This window comes from Nocardioides alkalitolerans, assembly GCA_038184435.1.
GTDB lineage: Bacteria > Actinomycetota > Actinomycetes > Propionibacteriales > Nocardioidaceae > Nocardioides > Nocardioides alkalitolerans_A.
Genome location: CP116227.1, coordinates 1,979,378 through 1,999,097 on the forward strand (window position 1 = coordinate 1,979,378; position 19,720 = coordinate 1,999,097).

At 72.4% G+C, this 19,720-nt stretch carries 25 protein-coding genes; 6 read left to right on the forward strand and 19 right to left on the reverse strand.

The window, feature by feature from the left end:
- Position 1: 1 nt before the first annotated feature.
- From rplE to rpsJ, 14 genes are all read right to left on the reverse strand, one after another.
- On the reverse strand, positions 2–571 hold the full coding sequence (gene rplE / locus PIR53_09475) for a 50S ribosomal protein L5 (protein ID WZH54203.1): 570 nt from the start codon (positions 569–571) through the stop codon (positions 2–4).
- A 1-nt stretch (position 572) separates the two neighbouring features.
- Positions 573–926 (reverse strand): 50S ribosomal protein L24, encoded by a 354-nt coding sequence (gene rplX / locus PIR53_09480; protein WZH54204.1) that lies wholly within the window; start codon positions 924–926, stop codon positions 573–575.
- A 1-nt stretch (position 927) separates the two neighbouring features.
- Positions 928–1,296, reverse strand: coding sequence for a 50S ribosomal protein L14 (gene rplN, locus PIR53_09485; protein WZH54205.1), 369 nt, complete (start codon positions 1,294–1,296; stop codon positions 928–930).
- Positions 1,297–1,390: 94 nt separating this feature from the next.
- Complete coding sequence (gene rpsQ, locus PIR53_09490) at positions 1,391–1,672, reverse strand: 30S ribosomal protein S17 (GenBank protein WZH54206.1); 282 nt, start codon at positions 1,670–1,672, stop codon at positions 1,391–1,393.
- The gene (gene rpmC, locus PIR53_09495) at positions 1,669–1,923 is read right to left on the reverse strand and encodes a 50S ribosomal protein L29 (GenBank protein ID WZH54207.1); all 255 of its coding nucleotides are present in this window, start codon (positions 1,921–1,923) and stop codon (positions 1,669–1,671) included. The genes rpsQ and rpmC overlap by 4 nt, the downstream gene beginning before the upstream one ends.
- Positions 1,923–2,342, reverse strand: a complete 420-nt coding sequence (gene rplP, locus PIR53_09500; GenBank protein WZH54208.1) for a 50S ribosomal protein L16 — start codon at positions 2,340–2,342, stop codon at positions 1,923–1,925. The genes rpmC and rplP overlap by 1 nt, the downstream gene beginning before the upstream one ends.
- A gap of 5 nt (positions 2,343–2,347) precedes the next feature.
- Complete coding sequence (rpsC, locus tag PIR53_09505; protein WZH54209.1) at positions 2,348–3,190, reverse strand: 30S ribosomal protein S3; 843 nt, start codon at positions 3,188–3,190, stop codon at positions 2,348–2,350.
- Complete coding sequence (gene rplV / locus PIR53_09510) at positions 3,190–3,621, reverse strand: 50S ribosomal protein L22 (GenBank protein ID WZH54210.1); 432 nt, start codon at positions 3,619–3,621, stop codon at positions 3,190–3,192. The genes rpsC and rplV overlap by 1 nt, the downstream gene beginning before the upstream one ends.
- A complete protein-coding gene (rpsS, locus tag PIR53_09515) occupies positions 3,618–3,899 on the reverse strand; it encodes a 30S ribosomal protein S19 (GenBank protein ID WZH54211.1) in 282 nt (93 codons plus the stop codon). Before rpsS ends, rplV begins: the two co-directional genes overlap by 4 nt.
- 15 nt (positions 3,900–3,914) lie before the next feature.
- A complete protein-coding gene (rplB, locus tag PIR53_09520) occupies positions 3,915–4,748 on the reverse strand; it encodes a 50S ribosomal protein L2 (protein WZH54212.1) in 834 nt (277 codons plus the stop codon).
- A 30-nt stretch (positions 4,749–4,778) separates the two neighbouring features.
- Positions 4,779–5,084 (reverse strand): 50S ribosomal protein L23, encoded by a 306-nt coding sequence (gene rplW / locus PIR53_09525; protein ID WZH54213.1) that lies wholly within the window; start codon positions 5,082–5,084, stop codon positions 4,779–4,781.
- Entirely contained in the window at positions 5,081–5,704 is a 624-nt protein-coding gene (gene rplD / locus PIR53_09530) for a 50S ribosomal protein L4 (GenBank protein ID WZH54214.1), read from the reverse strand. The genes rplW and rplD overlap by 4 nt, the downstream gene beginning before the upstream one ends.
- Entirely contained in the window at positions 5,701–6,366 is a 666-nt protein-coding gene (rplC, locus tag PIR53_09535) for a 50S ribosomal protein L3 (protein WZH54215.1), read from the reverse strand. Before rplC ends, rplD begins: the two co-directional genes overlap by 4 nt.
- A gap of 28 nt (positions 6,367–6,394) precedes the next feature.
- The gene (rpsJ, locus tag PIR53_09540) at positions 6,395–6,703 is read right to left on the reverse strand and encodes a 30S ribosomal protein S10 (protein WZH54216.1); all 309 of its coding nucleotides are present in this window, start codon (positions 6,701–6,703) and stop codon (positions 6,395–6,397) included.
- Positions 6,704–7,197: 494 nt separating this feature from the next.
- Between rpsJ and PIR53_09545 the strand changes: the two genes are divergently transcribed.
- From PIR53_09545 to PIR53_09565, 5 genes are read left to right on the forward strand one after another with little or no spacing between them, the layout of a single operon-like run.
- Positions 7,198–8,289 carry a hypothetical protein gene (locus PIR53_09545; protein WZH54217.1) on the forward strand — a complete coding sequence of 364 codons (1,092 nt, stop codon included), beginning with the start codon at positions 7,198–7,200 and terminating at the stop codon, positions 8,287–8,289.
- Positions 8,286–8,909, forward strand: coding sequence for a DUF4129 domain-containing protein (locus PIR53_09550; GenBank protein WZH54218.1), 624 nt, complete (start codon positions 8,286–8,288; stop codon positions 8,907–8,909). The genes PIR53_09545 and PIR53_09550 overlap by 4 nt, the downstream gene beginning before the upstream one ends.
- Complete coding sequence (locus tag PIR53_09555; protein ID WZH54219.1) at positions 8,906–10,099, forward strand: DUF4350 domain-containing protein; 1,194 nt, start codon at positions 8,906–8,908, stop codon at positions 10,097–10,099. The genes PIR53_09550 and PIR53_09555 overlap by 4 nt, the downstream gene beginning before the upstream one ends.
- Positions 10,096–11,091: a MoxR family ATPase gene (locus PIR53_09560; GenBank protein WZH54220.1), complete on the forward strand. Its 996-nt coding sequence runs from the start codon at positions 10,096–10,098 to the stop codon at positions 11,089–11,091. Before PIR53_09555 ends, PIR53_09560 begins: the two co-directional genes overlap by 4 nt.
- A gap of 7 nt (positions 11,092–11,098) precedes the next feature.
- The gene (locus tag PIR53_09565; GenBank protein ID WZH54221.1) at positions 11,099–12,391 is read left to right on the forward strand and encodes a DUF58 domain-containing protein; all 1,293 of its coding nucleotides are present in this window, start codon (positions 11,099–11,101) and stop codon (positions 12,389–12,391) included.
- 20 nt (positions 12,392–12,411) lie between these two features.
- On the opposite strand, the gene PIR53_09570 is transcribed toward PIR53_09565, so the two are convergent.
- Positions 12,412–13,407, reverse strand: a complete 996-nt coding sequence (locus PIR53_09570; protein WZH54222.1) for a stage II sporulation protein M — start codon at positions 13,405–13,407, stop codon at positions 12,412–12,414.
- Between the two features lie 25 nt (positions 13,408–13,432).
- Between PIR53_09570 and PIR53_09575 the strand changes: the two genes are divergently transcribed.
- Positions 13,433–14,326 carry an RDD family protein gene (locus PIR53_09575; protein WZH54223.1) on the forward strand — a complete coding sequence of 298 codons (894 nt, stop codon included), beginning with the start codon at positions 13,433–13,435 and terminating at the stop codon, positions 14,324–14,326.
- Positions 14,327–14,347: 21 nt separating this feature from the next.
- Here the strand turns inward: PIR53_09575 and PIR53_09580 are convergent, their stop codons facing one another.
- From PIR53_09580 to tuf, 4 genes are all read right to left on the reverse strand, one after another.
- A complete protein-coding gene (locus PIR53_09580; protein WZH54224.1) occupies positions 14,348–16,000 on the reverse strand; it encodes a S8 family serine peptidase in 1,653 nt (550 codons plus the stop codon).
- A 264-nt stretch (positions 16,001–16,264) separates the two neighbouring features.
- Positions 16,265–17,458 carry a S8 family serine peptidase gene (locus PIR53_09585; protein WZH54225.1) on the reverse strand — a complete coding sequence of 398 codons (1,194 nt, stop codon included), beginning with the start codon at positions 17,456–17,458 and terminating at the stop codon, positions 16,265–16,267.
- A 171-nt stretch (positions 17,459–17,629) separates the two neighbouring features.
- Positions 17,630–18,370: a tRNA (guanosine(46)-N(7))-methyltransferase TrmB gene (locus PIR53_09590; protein ID WZH54226.1), complete on the reverse strand. Its 741-nt coding sequence runs from the start codon at positions 18,368–18,370 to the stop codon at positions 17,630–17,632.
- A gap of 94 nt (positions 18,371–18,464) precedes the next feature.
- On the reverse strand, positions 18,465–19,658 hold the full coding sequence (gene tuf / locus PIR53_09595) for an elongation factor Tu (GenBank protein WZH54227.1): 1,194 nt from the start codon (positions 19,656–19,658) through the stop codon (positions 18,465–18,467).
- Positions 19,659–19,720: the final 62 nt, after the last annotated feature.

Sequence of the window (19,720 nt, forward strand, 5' to 3'; positions counted from 1 at the left end):
GTCAGTTCTCCTTGAAGGGGAAGCCGAGCTGCTTCAGCAGCGCCCGACCCTGCTCGTCGTTCGTGGCGGTCGTCACCACGGTGATGTCCATGCCGCGCGAGCGGTCGACCTTGTCCTGGTCGATCTCGTGGAACATGACCTGCTCGGTCAGACCGAACGTGTAGTTGCCACGACCGTCGAACTGCTTGGGCGAGAGGCCCCGGAAGTCGCGGATGCGCGGGAGGGCGAGCGACAGCAGCCGGTCGAGGAACTCCCACATGCGGTCGCCGCGCAGCGTGACGTGCGCACCGATCGGCATGCCCTCGCGCAGCTTGAACTGCGCGATGGACTTGCGGGCCTTCGTGACCTGCGGCTTCTGCCCCGTGATCGCGGTGAGGTCGCGGATGGCGCCCTCGATCAGCTTCGAGTCGCGGGCAGCCTCGCCGACACCCATGTTGACCACGATCTTCGTCAGACCGGGGACCTGCATGACGTTGGCGATGTCGAACTCCGACTTCAGCGCGGGGAGGATCTCCTCGCGGTACCGCGTCTTCAGACGCGGCGTCGGCACGGCGACGGTGGTCTCGGTCATGTCAGATCTCCTCGCCGGTCTTGCGCGACACGCGCACGCTGCGGCCCGCGGCGTACTCCGAGCCGTCGGCGCGACGCTTGGTCGCCTCGACGCGCTTGAAGCCCGCGCGGGTCACGCCGTCGCCCTCGACCAGCATCACGTTCGAGATGTGGATCGGGGCCTCGGTGGTGATGATGCCGCCGGTCGCGTCGCCGCCCTGCGGCGCCGCCTTCGTGTGCTTCTTGACGCGGTTGACACCCTCGACGATCACGCGGTCCTCCTCGCGGAGGACGTTGATGACCTTGCCCTGGGCACCCTTGTCCTTGCCGGCGATCACCTTGACGGTGTCACCCTTCTTGATCTTGAGCTTCGCCATGTCAGAGCACCTCCGGCGCGAGCGAGATGATCTTCATGAACTTCTTCTCGCGCAGCTCGCGGCCCACGGGGCCGAAGATGCGCGTGCCGCGCGGCTCGCCGTCGTTCTTGAGGATCACGGCGGCGTTCTCGTCGAAACGGATGTAGGAACCGTCCGGACGGCGGCGCTCCTTGACGGTGCGCACGACGACCGCCTTGACGACGTCACCCTTCTTCACGTTGCCACCGGGGATCGCGTCCTTCACGGTGGCGACGATGACATCGCCGATTCCGGCGTAGCGCCGACCCGAGCCACCGAGAACGCGGATGCAGAGGATCTCCTTCGCACCCGTGTTGTCGGCGACCTTGAGTCGCGACTCCTGCTGGATCATCTTCTCTCCTGGATGTCGTGCCGGTTCTCCCCCTCACGAGGAGGGGGAGCCTGGCCGAACTAGTGGGGTTTCTGGCTCGCCGTGAGGCGAGAGGTCACTTCGCCTTCTCGAGGACCTCGACCACGCGCCACCGCTTGGTGGCGGACAGCGGGCGGGTCTCCATGATCAGGACGCGGTCGCCGGTGCCGCACTCGTTGGGCTCGTCGTGAGCCTTGAGCTTGCTCGTGCGCCGCATGACCTTGCCGTAGAGCGCGTGCTTCACGCGGTCCTCGACCTCGACCACGACGGTCTTGTCCATCTTGTCGCTGACCACGATGCCCTCGCGGACCTTGCGCGCGCCCCGAGCGGGAACGTCCTGGTTCGTCTCGGTGCTCATGCAGCGCCGTCCTTCGTGATCTCGTCGGAGCCCGGCGCGGTGCGGATCCCGAGCTCGCGCTCACGGAGCACCGTGTAGATCCGGGCGATGTCCTTCTTCACCGTGCGGAGACGGCTGTTGTTCTCGAGCTGGCCGGTGGCCGCCTGGAACCGGAGGTTGAACAGCTCCTCCTTGGCCTCCCGCAGCTTCTCCGCGAGATCCGCACCCTCGAGCTCGTCGAGCTCGAAAGCCTTGCTGACCTTCTGCGACATCAGAATTCACCTGCCTCGCGGGAGATGAAGCGGCACTTCATCGGGAGCTTGTGGATCGCGCGGCGCATGGCCTCGCGGGCAACGTCCTCCGACACACCGGAGAGTTCGAACATGACACGACCAGCCTTGACGTTGGCCACCCACCACTCGGGCGAGCCCTTGCCGGAACCCATGCGGGTCTCGGCGGGCTTCTTCGTGAGCGGACGGTCCGGGTAGATGTTGATCCAGACCTTGCCGCCACGCTTGATGTGACGGGTCATCGCGATACGGGCCGACTCGATCTGGCGGTTGGTCACGTAGTGCGACTCGATCGCCTGGATACCGAAGTCGCCGAAGTTCAGCGACGTACCGCCCTTGGCGGCACCGGTCCGCTTCGGGTGGTGCTGCTTGCGGTGCTTGACGCGACGGGGCATCAGCATGGGGATCAGCCCTCCGTGGCTGCCGGAGCGGCAGCGGTCTCGGCGGCAGCCGGGGCCGGAGCCTCGGTCGCCGCAGCCTCGGCGGTGCCGGCGTCGCGGCCCGCACGCGTCGGACGGTCGCCGCGCGAGCCACGGCCCGGACGCTCCCCGCCACGCGCCGGACGGCCACCGCGGCCGGGCGCACCGGCACGGGCCGCAGCCTGCGCCTCACGCTCGGCGCGGGTGCCCGCGACCTCGCCCTTGTAGATCCAGACCTTCACGCCGATGCGGCCGAAGGTCGTGCGGGCCTCGTAGAAGCCGTAGTCGATGTCGGCGCGGAGCGTGTGCAGGGGCACGCGGCCCTCGCGGTAGAACTCCGTGCGCGACATCTCGGCGCCGTTGAGGCGGCCCGAGCACTGGATCCGGATGCCCTTGGCACCGGAGCGCATCGAGGTCTGGATCGCCTTCTTCATGGCGCGACGGAACTGCACGCGACCGGAGAGCTGCTCGGCGACGCCCTGGGCGACCAGCTGCGCGTCGATCTCGGGGTTCTTGACCTCGAGGATGTTCAGCTGCACCTGCTTGCCCGTGAGCTTCTCGAGCTCGCCACGGATGCGGTCGGCCTCGGCGCCACGGCGACCGATGACGATGCCCGGGCGCGCGGTGTGGATGTCGACGCGGACGCGGTCACGCGTGCGCTCGATCTCCACCTTCGAGATGCCGGCCCGCTCCATGCCCTTGCTGAGCAGCTTGCGGATGGCGACGTCCTCGCCGACGTACGACTTGTAGAGCTTGTCGGCGTACCAACGGCTCCGGTGGTCGGTCGAGACGCCGAGGCGGAAGCCGTTCGGGTTGATCTTCTGACCCATCAGGCGGACCGTCCCTTCTTCTTCGTGCCGGCCACCACGTCGGCGGGCTGAACGGCGAGGGTGATGTGGCTGGTGCGCTTGTTGATGCGCGTGGCCCGGCCCTGGGCCCGCGGCCGCCACCGCTTCATCGTGGGGCCCTCGTCGACCTGCGCGACCGAGATGACCAGGTCGGCGGCCTTGAGGCCCTCCGTGGTCTCGGCGTTGGCGATGGCCGACTCGAGCACCTTGGCGACGGTCTCGGAGGCCGCCTGCGGGGCGAAGGCCAGGATGGCCTGCGCCTCGGCGACGGGGAGACCGCGCACCATGTCGACGACGCGACGCACCTTCAGCGGGGTGATGCGGACGAAACGGGCGCTGGCGAACGCACCCGGCTGGTCGCCGAGGAGGGACTCCCGGCGCGCGCTCGTGCGCTGACGCTCGGTGGTGCTCATCGACGACGCCCCTTCCGGTCTTCCTTCACGTGCCCGCGGTAGGTGCGGGTCGGGGCGAACTCGCCCAGCTTGTGACCGACCATCGAGTCGGTGACGAACACGGGGACGTGCTTGCGACCGTCGTGCACGGCGATCGTGTGACCGATCATGTCCGGCACGATCATCGAGCGGCGCGACCACGTCTTGATGACGTTGTGGGTGCCCTTCTCGTTCTCGGCGTCCACCTTCTTGGTGAGGTGGCCGTCGACGAAGGGGCCCTTCTTCAGGCTGCGAGGCATCTCGTTACTTCCCTATCAGCGCTTCTTGCCGGACTTGCGACGACGGATGATCTGGGCGTCGCTGGCCTTGCGCTTGCGCGTGCGGCCCTCGGGCTTGCCCCAGGGCGAGACGGGGTGGCGACCACCGGACGTCTTGCCCTCACCACCACCGTGCGGGTGGTCGACCGGGTTCATGACGACACCACGGACGGTGGGGCGACGGCCCTTCCAGCGCATGCGGCCGGCCTTGCCCCAGTTGATGTTCGACTGCTCGGCGTTGCCGACCTCGCCGATCGTGGCGCGGCAGCGCACGTCGACGAAGCGCATCTCTCCCGAGGGCAGACGCAGCGTGGCGCGCGAGCCCTCACGAGCGACCAGCTGGGCCGAGTTGCCCGCGGAGCGGGCCATCTTGGCGCCGCCGCCGGGACGCAGCTCGATGCAGTGGATCGTCGTGCCGACCGGGATGTTGCGCAGCGGCAGGTTGTTGCCGGTCTTGATGTCGGAGTTGGGACCCGACTCGACGACCGTGCCCTGCGTCAGGCCCTTCGGCGCCACGATGTAGCGCTTCTCGCCGTCGACGTAGTGCAGCAGCGCGATGCGCGCGGTGCGGTTCGGGTCGTACTCGATGTGCGCGACCTTGGCCGGCACGCCGTCCTTGTCGTAGCGACGGAAGTCGATGATGCGGTAGGCGCGCTTGTGACCGCCACCCTGGTGCCGGGTGGTGATCCGGCCCTGGTTGTTGCGGCCGCCCTTCTTGGGCAGCGGGCGCGTCAGCGACTTCTCGGGCGTCGTGCGGGTGATCTCGACGAAGTCGGCGACCGACGAACCGCGACGACCGGGCGTGGTCGGCTTGTACTTACGGATAGCCATAGTGTCTGTCCTTGTCTTAGGCAGCCCCGGTCAGGAGACCGAGCCCCCGAAGATGTCGATGGAGTCACCCTCGGCGAGGCTCACGATGGCCCGCTTCGTGCTCTTCCGCTTGCCGATGCCGTTGCGCGTGCGACGCGTCTTGCCCGCGCGGTTCAGCGTGTTGACCGAGGTCACCGTGACGCCGAAGACCTTCTGCACCGCGATCTTGATCTCGGTCTTGTTCGCGTCCGGGTGCACGAGGAACGTGTACTTGTTCGCGTCGAGCAGGCCGTAGCTCTTCTCGGAGACCACGGGCGCGAGCAGGATGTCGCGCGGGTCCTTGTTCAGGGCGCTCACTTGGCATCCTCCTTCTGACCGGCGAGGCGTGCGACGAGCTGGTCGTAGGCCGCCGACGTGAAGACCACGTCGTCGGACACGAGCACGTCGTAGGTGTTGATCTGGTCCTGGGCGACCACGTGGACGGTCGGCAGGTTGCGCAGCGAGAGCCAGGTGACGGTCTCGTCGCGGTCCAGCACCACGAGCACGCGGCGACGGTCGGAGAGCGACGCGAGCGCCGTCTTCGCGGCCTTCGTCGAGGGCGTCTCGCCCGTGACGAGGCTCTCGACCACGTGCACGCGACCGTTGGCAGCCCGGTCGGACAGCGCACCCTTGAGGGCGGCGGCCTTCATCTTCTTGGGCGTGCGCTGGTCGTAGCTGCGCGGCTGCGGGCCGTGCACGACGCCACCGCCGACGAACTGCGGCGCGCGGGTCGAGCCCTGGCGGGCGCGGCCGGTGCCCTTCTGCTTGTAGGGCTTGCGGCCACCACCGCGGACCTCGGCCCGCGTCTTCGTGGCGTGCGTGCCCTGGCGGGCCGCAGCCTGCTGGGCCACGACGACCTGGTGGATCAGCGGGATGTTGACCGCGACGCCGAAGACCTCGGCGGGCAGGTCAACGGCGACCTTCTTGACGTCGCTCACTTGCTCGCCTCCTGCTTCTTGGCGGCCGAGCGGAGCACGACGACGCTGCCCTTGGGGCCAGGGACGGCACCCTTCAGGAGCACGAGGCCCTTCTCGGCGTCCACCGCGTGGACGGTGATGTTCTGCGTGGTGACGGTCGCGCCACCCATGCGGCCCGACATGCGCGTGCCCTTGAAGACACGGCCCGGCGTGGCGCAGGCGCCGATGGAGCCCGGCTTGCGGTGGTTGCGGTGCGCACCGTGCGAGGCGCCCACACCCGAGAAGCCGTGGCGCTTCATCGTGCCCGCGAAGCCCTTGCCCTTGCTCGTGCCCGTCACGTCGATCTCGTCACCGGGGGTGAAGACATCGGCGGGGCTGAGCTCCTGGCCGACCGAGTAGGTCGTGGCGTCGGCGGTGCGGATCTCGACGACGTGACGACGGGGTGTGACGCCCGCCTTCGCGAACTGGCCGGCCTCCGGCTTGTTGACCTTGCGGCCCTCGATCTCGCCGAAGCCGACCTGGATGGCGTTGTAGCCGTCCACGTCGGGGGTGCGGATGCCGGCGACGACGTTGGTCGACGCGGCGATCACCGTGATGGGGACGATGCGGTTGTTCTCGTCCCAGGTCTGGGTCATGCCGAGCTTCGTGCCCAGCAGGCCCTTGACGTTGCGTTCGATGGTCATGGCTCTGTTGTCTCCGTCCTGCCCGAACTCAGAGCTTGATCTCGATGTCGACACCCGCGGGGAGGTCGAGTCGCATGAGCGAGTCCACCGTCTTCGGGGTCGGGTCGATGATGTCGATGAGGCGCTTGTGGGTGCGCATCTCGAAGTGCTCGCGGCTGTCCTTGTACTTGTGGGGCGAACGGATGACGCAGTAGACGTTCTTCTCCGTCGGCAGCGGCACCGGGCCGGCGACCTTCGCGCCCGTGCGGGTGACCGTGTCCACGATCTTGCGCGCCGAGGTGTCGATGACCTCGTGGTCGTAGGCCTTGAGCCTGATGCGGATCTTCTGTCCCGCCATAGGTCTCTCTCGTCCTTACTCGTTCGTACCCGCGCTGGGGCACCGCGTGCTGTCCTGTCACGATGCCTCCCCGGGTGGGGCCGCACCGCCGGTCGCTCACCGTGACATCTCCGACCCACGCGGTCGGGCGTGTCGCAGGCTTGGCACAGAACTCTGCGCCAGGCGCGACAGGACCGGGGTCCTGCGATGTCGTTGTCGGCACCCGACCGGTTCGTCGGGCTGATCGGGTCCCCAGGTGCGGTGCGGCTTCACGCTCGAGCACCGGACGCACGCCAGGGCGAGCCCGGCAGGAGACGCGATTCAGTGATCAAGATGGAGCCACACGTGCCCGACGACCCGTCGAAGCAACCGGGCTATCTTGGCAGACACCTGCAGGTGACGCCAAATCGGGTCCGTCCCCGCGTGCGCGAGGCGTTCCCGAGCCACCCGGTAGCATGCCGCACGACCACGGGGGAGGCCAGACGGCGCTGCCCGCACCGAGCGACGGGGGCACGATGACGGGGACCCAGGGCGCGCCCGGTGCCGTGCCCGGTGTCGGCCCGGGTGTCGCGCCGGGAAGCGCCGGCCCCGCGTCGCGCCGCCCCTCGCCGTACGCCGCGGAGCTGGCCCACCTGCTGGGCCCCGAGGCTCCGGGACGCGCCGGGGCGCCCGACCGTCGTCCGGTGCTCGACCCGCAACCCGGTCCGGTCCCCCTCCGCCCGCTCGGGCTCGGTGACGTGCTCGACACGGCGCTCACGATCGTGCGGCGCGCGCCCGGCCCCACCCTCGGTCCCGGCTTCGTCGTCGCGGCGCTCGCCCTCCTGGTGCCGACCGCGGTCGTGGCGCTCGTCGACGGCCTCGGGGGACGGCTCCCCCGCGGCGACGGTGCGTCGGCCTCGATCGTCGCGCTGCTGGAGTCGAGCGTCGTCGTCGTGGCCAACGGCGCGCTGTCCTTCATCGGCACGGTGCTCCTCACCGGCGTCGTCGCCCACGTGGTGCACGCGGCCGCGACGGGACACCTGCTCAGCCTCGAGGAGGCGTGGCGCCGCACGCGAGGACGCCGCTGGGCCATGCTCGGCGCCTCGCTCGGCCTCACCCTCGCCCTCGGCGTGCTGCTCGCCGCGGCCGTGGCGCTCGCCGTCGCGGTCGGGACGGTCGTGGACGTCGGCCTCTTCCTGCTGCTCTGCCTGCTGGGTGCTCCCCTCCTCTTCGTGGCCGCCTCCTGGTTCACCGTGCGGCTGACCGTCTACGTGGTGCCGGCCATCGTGGTGGAGCGGACCGGCGTCGTGGCAGGCGTCCGCCGCGGGTTCCGCCTGAGCCGGGGCGGGTTCCTGCGCACCTGGGGCGTCCTCGTCCTCGCCAGCATCGTCGCGGCCGTCGCGACCACGCTCCTCGCCGTCCCGCCCCTCCTCGTCGCGGAGCTGGCGCCCGGCGCCGGCGGCGGTGCGGGCGAGGTGGTCGCCACGGTGGCGCTCGTCGTGGCCACCGTCGTGCCGCCAGCGCTCGCCGCGCCGTACCTCGCCGCGGTCATCGCCGTGCTCTACCTCGACCGCCGCATCCGCACGGAGGGCTACGACGTCACCCTCCGCGCCGAGGGCGCCCGGTGACCGGGTCCCCGCGGTGGGACCCGCCGCTCGAGCCCACGCCCGAGGAGGCGCGCGACGCGCTGCGCGAGGAGCTGCTGCGCCCCGAGTACCGGGAGAGCGACCTCCTCCAGCGCATCCGTGACTGGCTCGCGGAGCGGTTCACCGGCCCGACCCGCACCCCGGACGCCGGCGGGTTCGCCGTCGCCCAGTCCATCGCCTCGTGGGTCGTGCTCATCGTGCTGGTCCTCGTGCTGGCCTGGCTGATCAGCCGCGCGCGCTGGTCGCGCTCGGAGCACGTGGCCCGCCGCCGCTCGCTCTTCGGCGAGGAGGTCGTCTCGGCGGCCGACCTGCGTCGTCGGGCCGAGCGGGCCCTCGCGGAGGGCCGGTACGCCGACGCGGTCGTCGACGGCTACCGCGCGCTCGCCCTGCGTCAGATCGAGGTCGGCGTGATCGAGGACGTGCCCGGGGCCACCGCGGGCGAGGTGGCCCGCGCCCTGGCCGCCGAGCTCCCGGCGCGCGGCGCCGAGGTGCTGGCCGTGGCCCACCTCTTCGACGAGGTCATGTACGGCGAGCGTCCGGCCGACGCGGACCGCGCGCGCGGCGTGCTGGCGCTCGACGACGACCTGGCGGGGGTCCGATGAGCACGACGACCCCGGCCGCGCCCACGGCGGCGGGAGCCACGGCGGGGGCGTCGGGCGGCCGCCGTCGACGCCGGCCCCGCCTGACCACCATCGTGGTGCTGGTCGCGCTCGTCGCCCTGCTCGTGGGCGGCCTGCTCGTCGGCACCCAGGAGCCCGGCGAGGGCCGTCTGGACCCCGACGAGGCCGGTCCCGACGGTGGGCGGGCCCTCGCCCGCGTGCTCGCCGACCAGGGCGTGGAGGTCGAGGTCGTGCGCGACGCCGAGGCGCTGGCCGACGCCGACGTCGACCAGGACACGACCCTCCTCGTGAGCGACCCCGCGGCCCTGGGACGCGCGGCCGCCGAGGACCTCGCCAACGGCCACGGGGCGGCGCGGCTCCTCGTGGCCGACCCGCGCCGCGGCGTGGCCGAGCTGTTCGGGTTCACCGACGGTCGCCGGGTCGGCGCCGCCGACGGCGTCACCGCGAGCTGCGACGGCGACGGCGACGGCGACGGCGCCGCCGGGGTCGACCTCGACGGCCTCGAGGTCGCCGTGGAGGCCGGCGTCGCGTTCGACGACGTCGCCGGTTGCTTCCCCACCGACGACGGCGTGCTCCTCGCCGTGGACGGCGACGTCGTGCTGCTCGGCCTCGACGAGGTGCTGACCAACGACCAGGTGCTCGAGGCGGACAACGCCGCGGTGGCCCTCCGCCTGCTCGGCGCGGAGGACCGGCTGGTCTGGTACGTGCCCGACCCCGCCGACATCTCCGACGACGAGGGCGCCTCGATCGGCTCGTTCCTCCCCGACTGGGTCGTGCCGGCCGTCTGGCTCGCCGCCCTCACCGTCGTGGCCGCCATGGTGTGGCGCGGACGCCGCTTCGGGCCGCTCGCGACCGAGCCGCTGCCGGTCGTCGTGCGCGCCATCGAGACCACCGAGAGCCGTGGCCGCCTCTACCGCCGCAGCGGGGACCGCGAGCACGCCGCGCGGGCGCTGCGCGACGCGACCCGCGAGCGGCTCGCGCAGCAGGTCGGCTCCACCCGCGGCGCCCCGGCCGCCGCCGTCGTGCACGAGGTTGCCCGCCGTTCCGGCTGGCCCGTAGGGCTCGTCGGGCTCCTGCTCGACCCCGCCGCCCCGGTCCCCACCGACGACCAGCAGCTCCTGCAGTTCGCCCACCAGCTCAGAGACCTGGAGAGAGAGGTACGTCGCGCATGAGCGAGACGCCCCCGCCCCCGCCCTTCACCCTCGGCAAGCCCGGCGGCGACGCCCGCGAGCGGCTCGCCGCCGTGCGGCGCGAGGTCGCCAAGACCGTGGTCGGACAGGACGCTGCCGTCTCCGGCCTCCTGGTCGCCCTCCTCTGCGGGGGCCACGTGCTCATGGAGGGCGTGCCCGGTGTTGCGAAGACGCTCCTGGTCCGCACCCTGGCCGCGTCGCTCGAGGTGGACACCCGGCGGGTGCAGTTCACGCCGGACCTGATGCCCGGCGACATCACCGGCTCCATGGTGATCGAGTCCGGTGGCGGCGAGCTGGTCTTCCGCGAGGGGCCGGTCTTCACCAACCTCCTGCTCGCCGACGAGATCAACCGCACGCCCCCCAAGACGCAGTCCGCGCTCCTCGAGGCGATGGAGGAGGGCCAGGTCTCTGTCGACGGCGTGTCGCGTCGTCTGCCCGCCCCGTTCCTCGTCGCGGCCACGCAGAACCCCGTCGAGTACGAGGGCACCTACCCGCTGCCCGAGGCCCAGCTCGACCGCTTCCTCCTCAAGGTCGTGCTCCCCGTGCCCGACCGCGGCTCCGAGATCGAGGTGCTGCGGCGGCACGCGGGCGGGTTCGACCCCCGCGACGTCGCCGGCGCCGGGGTGGCCGCGGTCGCGGGCCCCGCGGACATCGTCGCGGGGCAGGAAGCCGTGCGCTCGGTGCAGGTGCGGGACGAGGTGCTCGGCTACGTCGTCGACATCGCCCGCGCCACGCGGGAGTCGCCGTCGCTCGACCTCGGCGTCAGCCCCCGTGGCGCCACCGCCCTGCTGCGCACCTCGCGGGCGTGGGCGTGGCTCCAGGGCCGCGACTACGTGACGCCCGACGACGTCAAGGCGCTCGCCCACGCGACGCTCGCCCACCGGCTCACCCTGCGGCCCGAGGCCGAGCTCGAGGGCGTGCAGGTCGGCCAGGTGCTGGCGACGGCCCTCGCCAGCGTGCCCGTCCCCCGCTGAGGCTCGCGTGACGATCACCGGCCGCGTCCTCGTCCTGCTCGCCCTGGGCATCGTGCCCGTGGTGCTGCAGCCGGACCCCGTCACGCCCTGGGCCTGGGCGCTGGTGGTCGCGGTCGTGGTCGCCGTGGACGTGGCGCTCGCCCCGTCCCTGCGCGACCTCGAGGTCACCCGCTCCCCCGTCGGCAGCATCCGCCTCGGCACCGGGGCGACCAGTCGCCTCCTCGTCCGCAACCGCGGGAACCGCGCCGTACGGCTCGCGCTGCGCGACGCCTGGCAGCCCACCGCGGGCGCCTCCGACAACCGGCACCGGCTGAAGGTCGCCGCCGGGGGCGGCGCCCGGGCCGTGACGCCCCTGCTCCCCCGCCGCCGGGGCGACCTCCGGGCTGCCGGGGTGACCTTGCGGGTGCGCGGCCCCCTCGGCCTCGGCGTCCGCCAGCGCACGCTCGACGTGCCCGGCTCGGTGCGCGCGCTGCCGGCCTTCGACTCGCGCAAGCACCTCCCCAGCCGGCTCGCCCGGCTGCGCGAGCTCGACGGTCGCTCTGCGCTGCGGGTGCGCGGCCAGGGCACGGAGTTCGACTCGTTGCGCGAGTACGTGCGGGGCGACGACGTGCGCTCGATCGATTGGCGCGCCAGCGCCCGCACCCGCAACGTGGTCGTGCGCACCTGGCAGCCGGAGCGCGACCGGCGGGTCGTGGTCGTGCTCGACACCTCCCGCACCTCGGCCGGCCGCGTGGACGACGTGCCCCGCCTCGACTCGGCCATGGACGCCGCCCTGCTGCTGGCCGCCCTCGCGTCGAGGGCGGGCGACCGCATCGACTTCCTGGCCGGCGACCGCGTCGTGCGGCGCCGCCTGCGCACGGGCGGCGGCACCAGCGTGGTGCACCCGCTGTCCGAGGCGATGGCCGACCTCGGCCCCGTCATCGCGGAGGCCGACTGGCGCACCCTGGCAGGGGGCGTGCAGGAGCTCGGCCGCCGCCGTGCCCTGGTCGTGCTGCTCACCCCGCTCGAGCCCGCCTCCATCGAGGAGGGCCTGCTGCCGGTGCTGCCCACGTTGACCCGCCACCACCGGGTCGTCGTCGCCTCGGTGCGCGACCCCGCGCTCGACGCGCTGGCGGCGGACCGCTCCGACGTCGACGCCGTGTACGCCGCGGTGGCGGCCGAGCAGACCGCGGCGCGCCGCCGGGCCACGGCCGACCTGCTCCGCGCGCTCGGGGCGGACGTCCTCGACACGGACGCCGAGCGGCTGCCACCGGTGCTGGCCGACCACTACCTCGCGCTCAAGGCCCGCGGGCAGCTCTGACGCGTCAGGCCGTCAGGCCGTCAGGCGGCCGTGGCCAGGCGGTCGCCCGCCACGCTCTCCGCGACGTCCCCGTCGTGGCCCTGCGCCGCCGCGCGGCGACCGAGCACGAACACGTACGCCAGGAACGTCAGCTCCGCGAGCACGCCGATGCCCACGCGGATCGGCGTGGGTAGCGGCGAGGGCGTCACGACGGCCTCCAGCACACCGGAGACGAAGAGGACGACGACGAGCCCGAGGGCCACGGTCATCGCGGTGCGTCCCTCCCGCGCCATCGACTGCCCGCGCGTGCGGGCACCCGGTTCCACCCACGACCAGAAGAGCCGCAGGCCCACGCCGCCCGCGACGAAGATGGCGGTCAGCTCCAGCAACCCGTGGGGCAGGATCAGGCCCCAGAACTCGGCGCCCGCGTCGTACCGGGTCATCAGCGCCGCGGCGAGCGCGACGTTGGCGACGTTGAGGAAGAGCAGCAGGACGACGGGCACGCCGAGCACGCCGAGGGCGAGGCAGAGGCCGGCCACCCAGGAGTTGTTGATCCAGACGAGGCTGCCGAAGCTGGTCGGGGCGTGCTCGCTGTAGTAGTCGGCGAAGTCCTCGTCGACGTACTGCTGCACCTGCGCAGGGTCGAGCAGCGACCGCTCCACCTCGGGGTTGGCGAGCAGCCAGAGAAAGCAGACGAGGAACAGCACGACGTTGGCCGCGATGGTGCCGCCCCACCACCAGCGCAGGCGGTAGAGCGCGGCCGGGAAGCGGTGGGTGAAGAAGCCCGCGACGGCCTGCCAGGTGGTCGTGCGGGTGCCCACCGCCCGGTTGCGGGAGCGGGCGAGGAGGGTGGAGAGGAAGCCCACGACCTCGGCGTCCGGCGCGGCGGCGCGCACCACGCTCAGCTGGGTGCTGACCCGGTCGTAGAGCTCCATCAGCTCGTCGACCTCGGCGCCCGAGAGCCGCCCGGCGCGCGACAGCTGGTCGAGGCGGTACCACTCCCCCGCGTGCATCACGGCATAGGCGTCCAGGTCCACGGCGCCCACCCTATGCTGGGCCGCGATGAGCGCACCGACCGCGAACCCCCCGACCTCCCCGCGCCGGGCGGGCGTGCGTCCCTGGCCGCGGTCGGGCCGCGTCGGCGACGCCGGCACGCTGTCCGCCCTCGGCGACGACGACCTCGTCACCGGCGAGGCGGTGGCCCTGCAGCTGCGACCGGCGACCATCGGGTCCCGCGTGCTCGCCGGGTTCATCGACGTGGCCTGCGTGGGCGCCGCCTACGTCGCGATCTCGACGGTGCTCGCGCTCGCGACGATCGCGACCGACCCGGCGCTGTTCGAGGCCGCCACGATCCTGTCGCTCGTCCTCGCCGTGATCGTGACGCCCGCGACGATCGAGACGCTGACCCGCGGGCGCTCCGTCGGCAAGATCGCCCTCGGCCTGCGGGTCGTGCGGGACGACGGCGGGCCGATCGTCTTCCACCACGCGTTCACGCGGTCCCTGATCGGCGTGGTCGAGCTCTACGGGCTCGTCGCGGCCCCCGCCTTCCTGACGGCGCTCCTGCACCCCCGCGGCAAGCGTCTGGGCGACCTGGCGGCCGGCACCTACGTCATCTCCGACCGCGCCAGCCTGCGTCTCGCGCTCCCCGCGCCCATGCCGCCGCCGCTCGCCCCGTGGGCCGCGACCGCGGACATCGCCCCGCCCCCGCCGCACCTCGTGCTCGCCGCCCGGCAGTTCCTCGCCCGGGCCCACACGCTGGAGCCGCGCTCCCGCCACGTGCTGGCGCTGCAGCTCGCCGACCAGCTCCACGCGTACGTCGCTCCCCCGCCCCCGCCGGGCACGCCGCCCGAGGCGTTCCTCTGCGGCGTGCTGGCCGCCCGACGCGAGCGGGACCTCCAACGGCTGCAACGCGAGACCCGCCTGCGGCTGCGGTTGCTGCAGCGCAGGCGGGCCTGACGATCCCGAGGAGCGCGTCGCTCAGCGGACCGAGACGTCGTCCACCAGGAACGAGGTCGCCAGCGACGAGTCCTCCGTGCCGGTGAACGTCAGCGGCACGGTGCCCGAGACGCCGGTCAGCGTGACGGTCCGCGTGACGTAGCCCGTGGAGGCGTCGGCGTTGCTGAAGCTGGCCACCCGCGTGCCCCCGACGGAGACGCGCAGGTAGTCGTACGGCGTGCGTCCCTCCTGGGTGGTGACCCGCAGCTTGAAGGTCAGCGTCGCGGTGCGCCCCGAGGGGATCGTGACGGACTGGGTCAGCGACTCGGTCGAGCTCGCGCCGTACCCGCCGAACCAGGCCTTCCAACTGCCGGTCGCGGCGGCGGCACCCGAGGTCGTGACGACGTCGGTGTTGCCGGACCAGCCGGACGGACCCGACTCGAAGCCACCGTTGGTCACGAGCTCGCCGCCGGGCTCGGGCTCCGGCTCGGGGTCGGTGCCGCCACCGCCGGCACCGGTCTGCAGGAGCAGGTTCGGCGAACCCTTCGGGTCGGCGATCTTGCCCGGCACCGCCGCGCCGAGGAGGCCGCTGGTCACGCTGGCCGGGCTGGCGCCGGGGTGGTCCTCGAGGTAGAGCGCCGCGGCACCGGCCACGTGCGGGGAGGCCATCGACGTGCCGCTGATGGTGCGGGTGCCGCCACCGGTCCAGGCCGACGTGATGTCGACACCCGGAGCGAAGACGTCGACGCAGCTGCCGAAGTTGGAGAACGACGCGATGCGGTCGGAGCGGTCGCTCGCCGCGACGGTGATCGCCGAGGCCGCCCGCGCCGGCGAGACGTTGCAGGCGTCCTGAGTCTCGTTGCCCGCCGCGACCACCGTGGTCACGCCCGCGGCCACCATGCGGTTCACGGCGGCGTCGGACGCGGAGTCCGCACCGCCGCCGAGGCTCATGTTGGCGACGCTGCCGGCCGGGGCGTTCTGCGCGACCCAGTCCATGCCCGCGATCACGCCGCTGTTGGAGCCCGAGCCCTGGCAGTTCAGCACCCGGACCGCGACGAGGTCGACGTCCTTCGCCACGCCGTACGTCGTGCCGCCCACGGTGCCCGCCACGTGCGTGCCGTGGCCCTGGCAGTCCTCCGTGCCCCGCCCGTCGTTGATCGACGTGAACCCGGAGGTCACCCGCCCGCCCAGGTCCGGGTGGTCGGAGTCGATGCCGGTGTCGATGACGTACGCCGTCACCCCCGCACCCGTCGCGTCGTAGGTGTAGCTCCCGTCCAGGGGCAGGCTCGGCTGGTCGATCCGGTCGAGACCCCAGGTGGCGCCGGACTGCGTCGCCGCGGCGTCCACCTCCGAGGTCGTCACCACCGAGTCCTCCTGCACGAACGCGACCGACGGGTCGTTCCGCACGGCGGCGAGCTCGGAAGCGGTCAGGTCCGCGACGTACCCCCCGAGCGCGTCGTACCGGGCGACGACCTCGCCTCCCGCCGCCTGCGCCCGCGAGCCGGCCTGCGATGCCGTGGCGCCGTCGGCGAGGAACACGATGTAGCGGCCCGCCACGGCGTCCTGCGCCGTGTAGAGCGGGGCGGTGTCGTCGGCCGCCGCGGTGGCCGCCGGTGTGACGGCGAGCGCCGCCGTGCTGAGCCCGACGGACGCCACGACGGCACCCGCGAGACCCGTGCGCGTGATGGAGCGCATGAATGGTCCTCGATCCTCTGCGAGACGCGCCCGTGGGGCGGGCGCGCGAGCCGGACCGTCCCGAGAACGGACAGTCACCGACGGTCGCTGCTCGGACCGCGGTGCGAGGAGGCTAGCGAGGCGGTACGCCGCGGGGAACGGCGCCGGAGCGTTCACATTTGACGCAGCGAAACGGCGCCGTCACCCGCCCGGTCACGAGGACCGGGCGGACGACGGCGCCGGAGGATCGACGGCGCTCGCAGGCGCTGTCAGGTGCTCACCGGGTCACGGCACCTGCAGGAGCAGGTTCGGCGACCCCGCGGGGTCGGCGATCCGGCCCGAGGCGGCCGAGCCCAGCAGACCGCTGGTCACGCTCGCCGGGCTGGCGCCCGGGTTGCCCTCGAGGTAGAGCGCCGCGGCACCGGCCACGTGCGGGGAGGCCATCGACGTGCCGCTGATGGTGCGGGTGCCGCCACCGGTCCAGGCCGAGGTGATGTCCTCGCCCGGGGCGATGATGTCGACGCAGTCACCGAAGTTGGAGAAGTAGGCCAGCTCGTCGTCGATGGTGCTCGCGGCGACCGTGATGGCCTCCGGGGCCGCCGCCGGCGAGCTGCTGCACGCGTCCGTGGACTCGTTGCCCGCGGCCACGACGGTAGTGACACCGGCGTCGACGAGACGGGTGACGGCCTCGTCCGTCGCCGAGTCGGCCGGACCGCCGAGGCTCATGTTGGCGACGCTGCCGGCCGGGGCGTTCTGCGCGACCCAGTCCATGCCCGCGATCACGCCGCTGTTGGAGCCCGAGCCCTGGCAGTTCAGCACCCGGACCGCGACGAGGTCGACGTCCTTCGCCACGCCGTACGTCGTGCCGCCCACGGTGCCCGCCACGTGCGTGCCGTGGCCCTGGCAGTCCTCCGTGCCCCGCCCGTCGTTGATCGACGTGAACCCGGAGGTCACCCGCCCGCCCAGGTCCGGGTGGTCGGAGTCGATGCCGGTGTCGATGACGTACGCCGTCACCCCCGCACCCGTCGCGTCGTAGGTGTAGCTGCCGTCCAGGGGCAGGTCCGGCTGGTCGATCCGGTCCAGGCCCCAGGTGGCGCCGGTCTGCGTCGCGGTGGCGTCCAGGTCGGCGGTGGTCACGATGCCGTCCTGCTGGACCAGCGCGACCGACGGGTCGTTCCGCACGGCGGCGAGCTCCGTCGCGGTCAGGTCCGCGACGTACCCGCCGAGCTCGTCGTACGTGGCGACGACGTCGCCGCCCGTGGCGGTGGCGGTGCGCTGGGCGCCGGCCGCCGAGGCGCCGTCCTCCAGCATGACGATGTAGCGGCCGGCGATGGCGTCGCCCTCGGCCAGGTAGAGCGGGGCGACCTCGTCGCCCGTCGTCGTGGCAGCCCCCGCGGGGGCTGCGGCCAGTGCTCCGGCGGCTCCGGTGGCGGTGGCCGCCAGGATGCCCGCCAGCGTGGCGCGCGTGGTGGTGCGCATGTGTCCTCGATCCTCCCTGCGGCCGCGTCGAGCGGCCGTCGTTCGGCACCGTCCCGAGATGGACAGCGGGTGACCTCCGAGCAGGTCACTGCCAGGAGGCTGGCACGAGGAGCCGGACCGGGGGAACCCTCCCGGCGCCTTCCACTTTTGACGGGAGCACGTCGCTCCAGGTCAGCGGCGCCGGTAGGCGAGGTCGGCGATGTCGCGCCCGACCGCGAGGCCCTTGCGCTCGAACTTCGTCACCGGGCGGTCCGCCCAGCGCTCGACCCGGCCACCGACGAGGGCGGGCTCGGCGTCGAGCACCTCCTGCATCCGCTCGGCGTACTCGGCCCAGTCGGTCGCGAGGCGCCACGTGCCGCCGGGCACCAGGCGGGACGCGACGAGCGCCGCGTGCGGCGGGGTCACGAGCCGACGCTTGTGGTGGCGCGTCTTCGGCCACGGGTCGGGGAAGAACGTCCACACCTCGCTCAGCGTCCCCGGAGCGACGACGTGCTCCAGGAACCACACGGCGTCGACACTGCAGAACCGCACGTTCGCGGCGCCGGCCGCGGAGACGAGGCCGAGGCTGTGGGCGACGCCCGGGCGCCAGACCTCGAGGGCGAGCACGTCGTAGGTCGGGCGGGCGGCGGCGAGGGCCGCGGTGGCCTCGCCGATGCCGGACCCGATCTCGATGATCAGGCCGTCACGCTCCGCCGCTCCACGACCGAACCAGTCGTCGAGGCGGAACTCGCCGTCCACCGCGTCGTCGGGGATCACCCACGCCTCGTGGTGGGCGTCCCACGACTCCTGCTGGCTGGGGGTGAAGCGGCTGCCGCGGCGGGAGTAGGTGAGCACCTCGCGCAGTCGGCGTCCGTCGGGCGTCGTCTTGAGGTGGGGCCGCGCGGGCGGCAGGTGCGGCTCGGCGCCGGTCATGCGGGTCCTCCGGGGGTCGGCACGGCGAAGGCCCCGCTCCCTGGTGGGAGCGGGGCCTCTCTGTGGTGCAGGTGCCGTCAGGTGACGGCCAGGATCACTTGGTGATCTTGGTGACGCGACCGGCGCCGACGGTGCGGCCACCCTCGCGGATCGCGAACCGCAGACCCTCGTCCATGGCGATGGGCTGGATCAGCTCGACGGCCATCTCGGTGTTGTCGCCGGGCATGACCATCTCGGTGCCCTCGGGCAGCGTGACGACGCCGGTGACGTCCGTGGTGCGGAAGTAGAACTGCGGGCGGTAGTTGTTGAAGAACGGCGTGTGACGGCCGCCCTCCTCCTTGGAGAGGATGTAGACCGACGCCTCGAAGTTCGTGTGCGGGGTGGTCGTGCCCGGCTTGATCACGACCATGCCGCGCTCGACGTCCTCGCGCTTCGTGCCGCGGAGGAGCAGACCGACGTTCTCGCCCGCCTGGCCCTCGTCGAGCAGCTTGCGGAACATCTCGACGCCCGTGACGGTCGACTTCTGCGAGCCCTCGCGGATGCCGACGATCTCGACCTCCTCGCCGACCTTCACGATGCCGCGCTCGATGCGACCCGTGATGACGGTGCCACGACCGGTGATCGTGAAGACGTCCTCGACGGGCATGAGGAACGGCTTGTCCGTGTCACGCTCGGGGGTCGGGATGGCCTCGTCGACGGCGGCCATGAGCTCGGCCACCGACTCGCCCCACTTGGCGTCGCCGTTGAGGGCCGGGAAGGCCGCCACGCGCACGACGGGGATGTCGTCGCCCGGGAACTCGTACTCGGAGAGGAGCTCGCGCACCTCCATCTCGACGAGCTCGATGAGCTCCTCGTCGTCGACCATGTCGCACTTGTTGAGCGCCACGACCAGGGCCGGCACGCCGACCTGGCGGGCGAGCAGCACGTGCTCACGCGTCTGGGGCATCGGACCGTCCGTCGCCGCCACGACCAGGATGGCGCCGTCCATCTGCGCCGCACCCGTGATCATGTTCTTGATGTAGTCGGCGTGACCGGGGCAGTCGACGTGCGCGTAGTGGCGCGCCTCGGTCTGGTACTCGACGTGCGCGATCGAGATCGTGATGCCGCGCTGACGCTCCTCCGGAGCCTTGTCGATCTCGTCGAACGGCGTGAAGGGGTTCAGGTCCGGGTACTTGTCGTGCAGGACCTTCGTGATGGCCGCCGTCAGCGTCGTCTTGCCGTGGTCGATGTGACCGATGGTGCCGATGTTGACGTGCGGCTTGGTCCGCTCGAACTTCGCCTTAGCCACTGGGGGCTCCTCCTGGTGTGGTTGTTACTTGACTCGTGGATGGTGCTGCGGTGTGCCGAGGA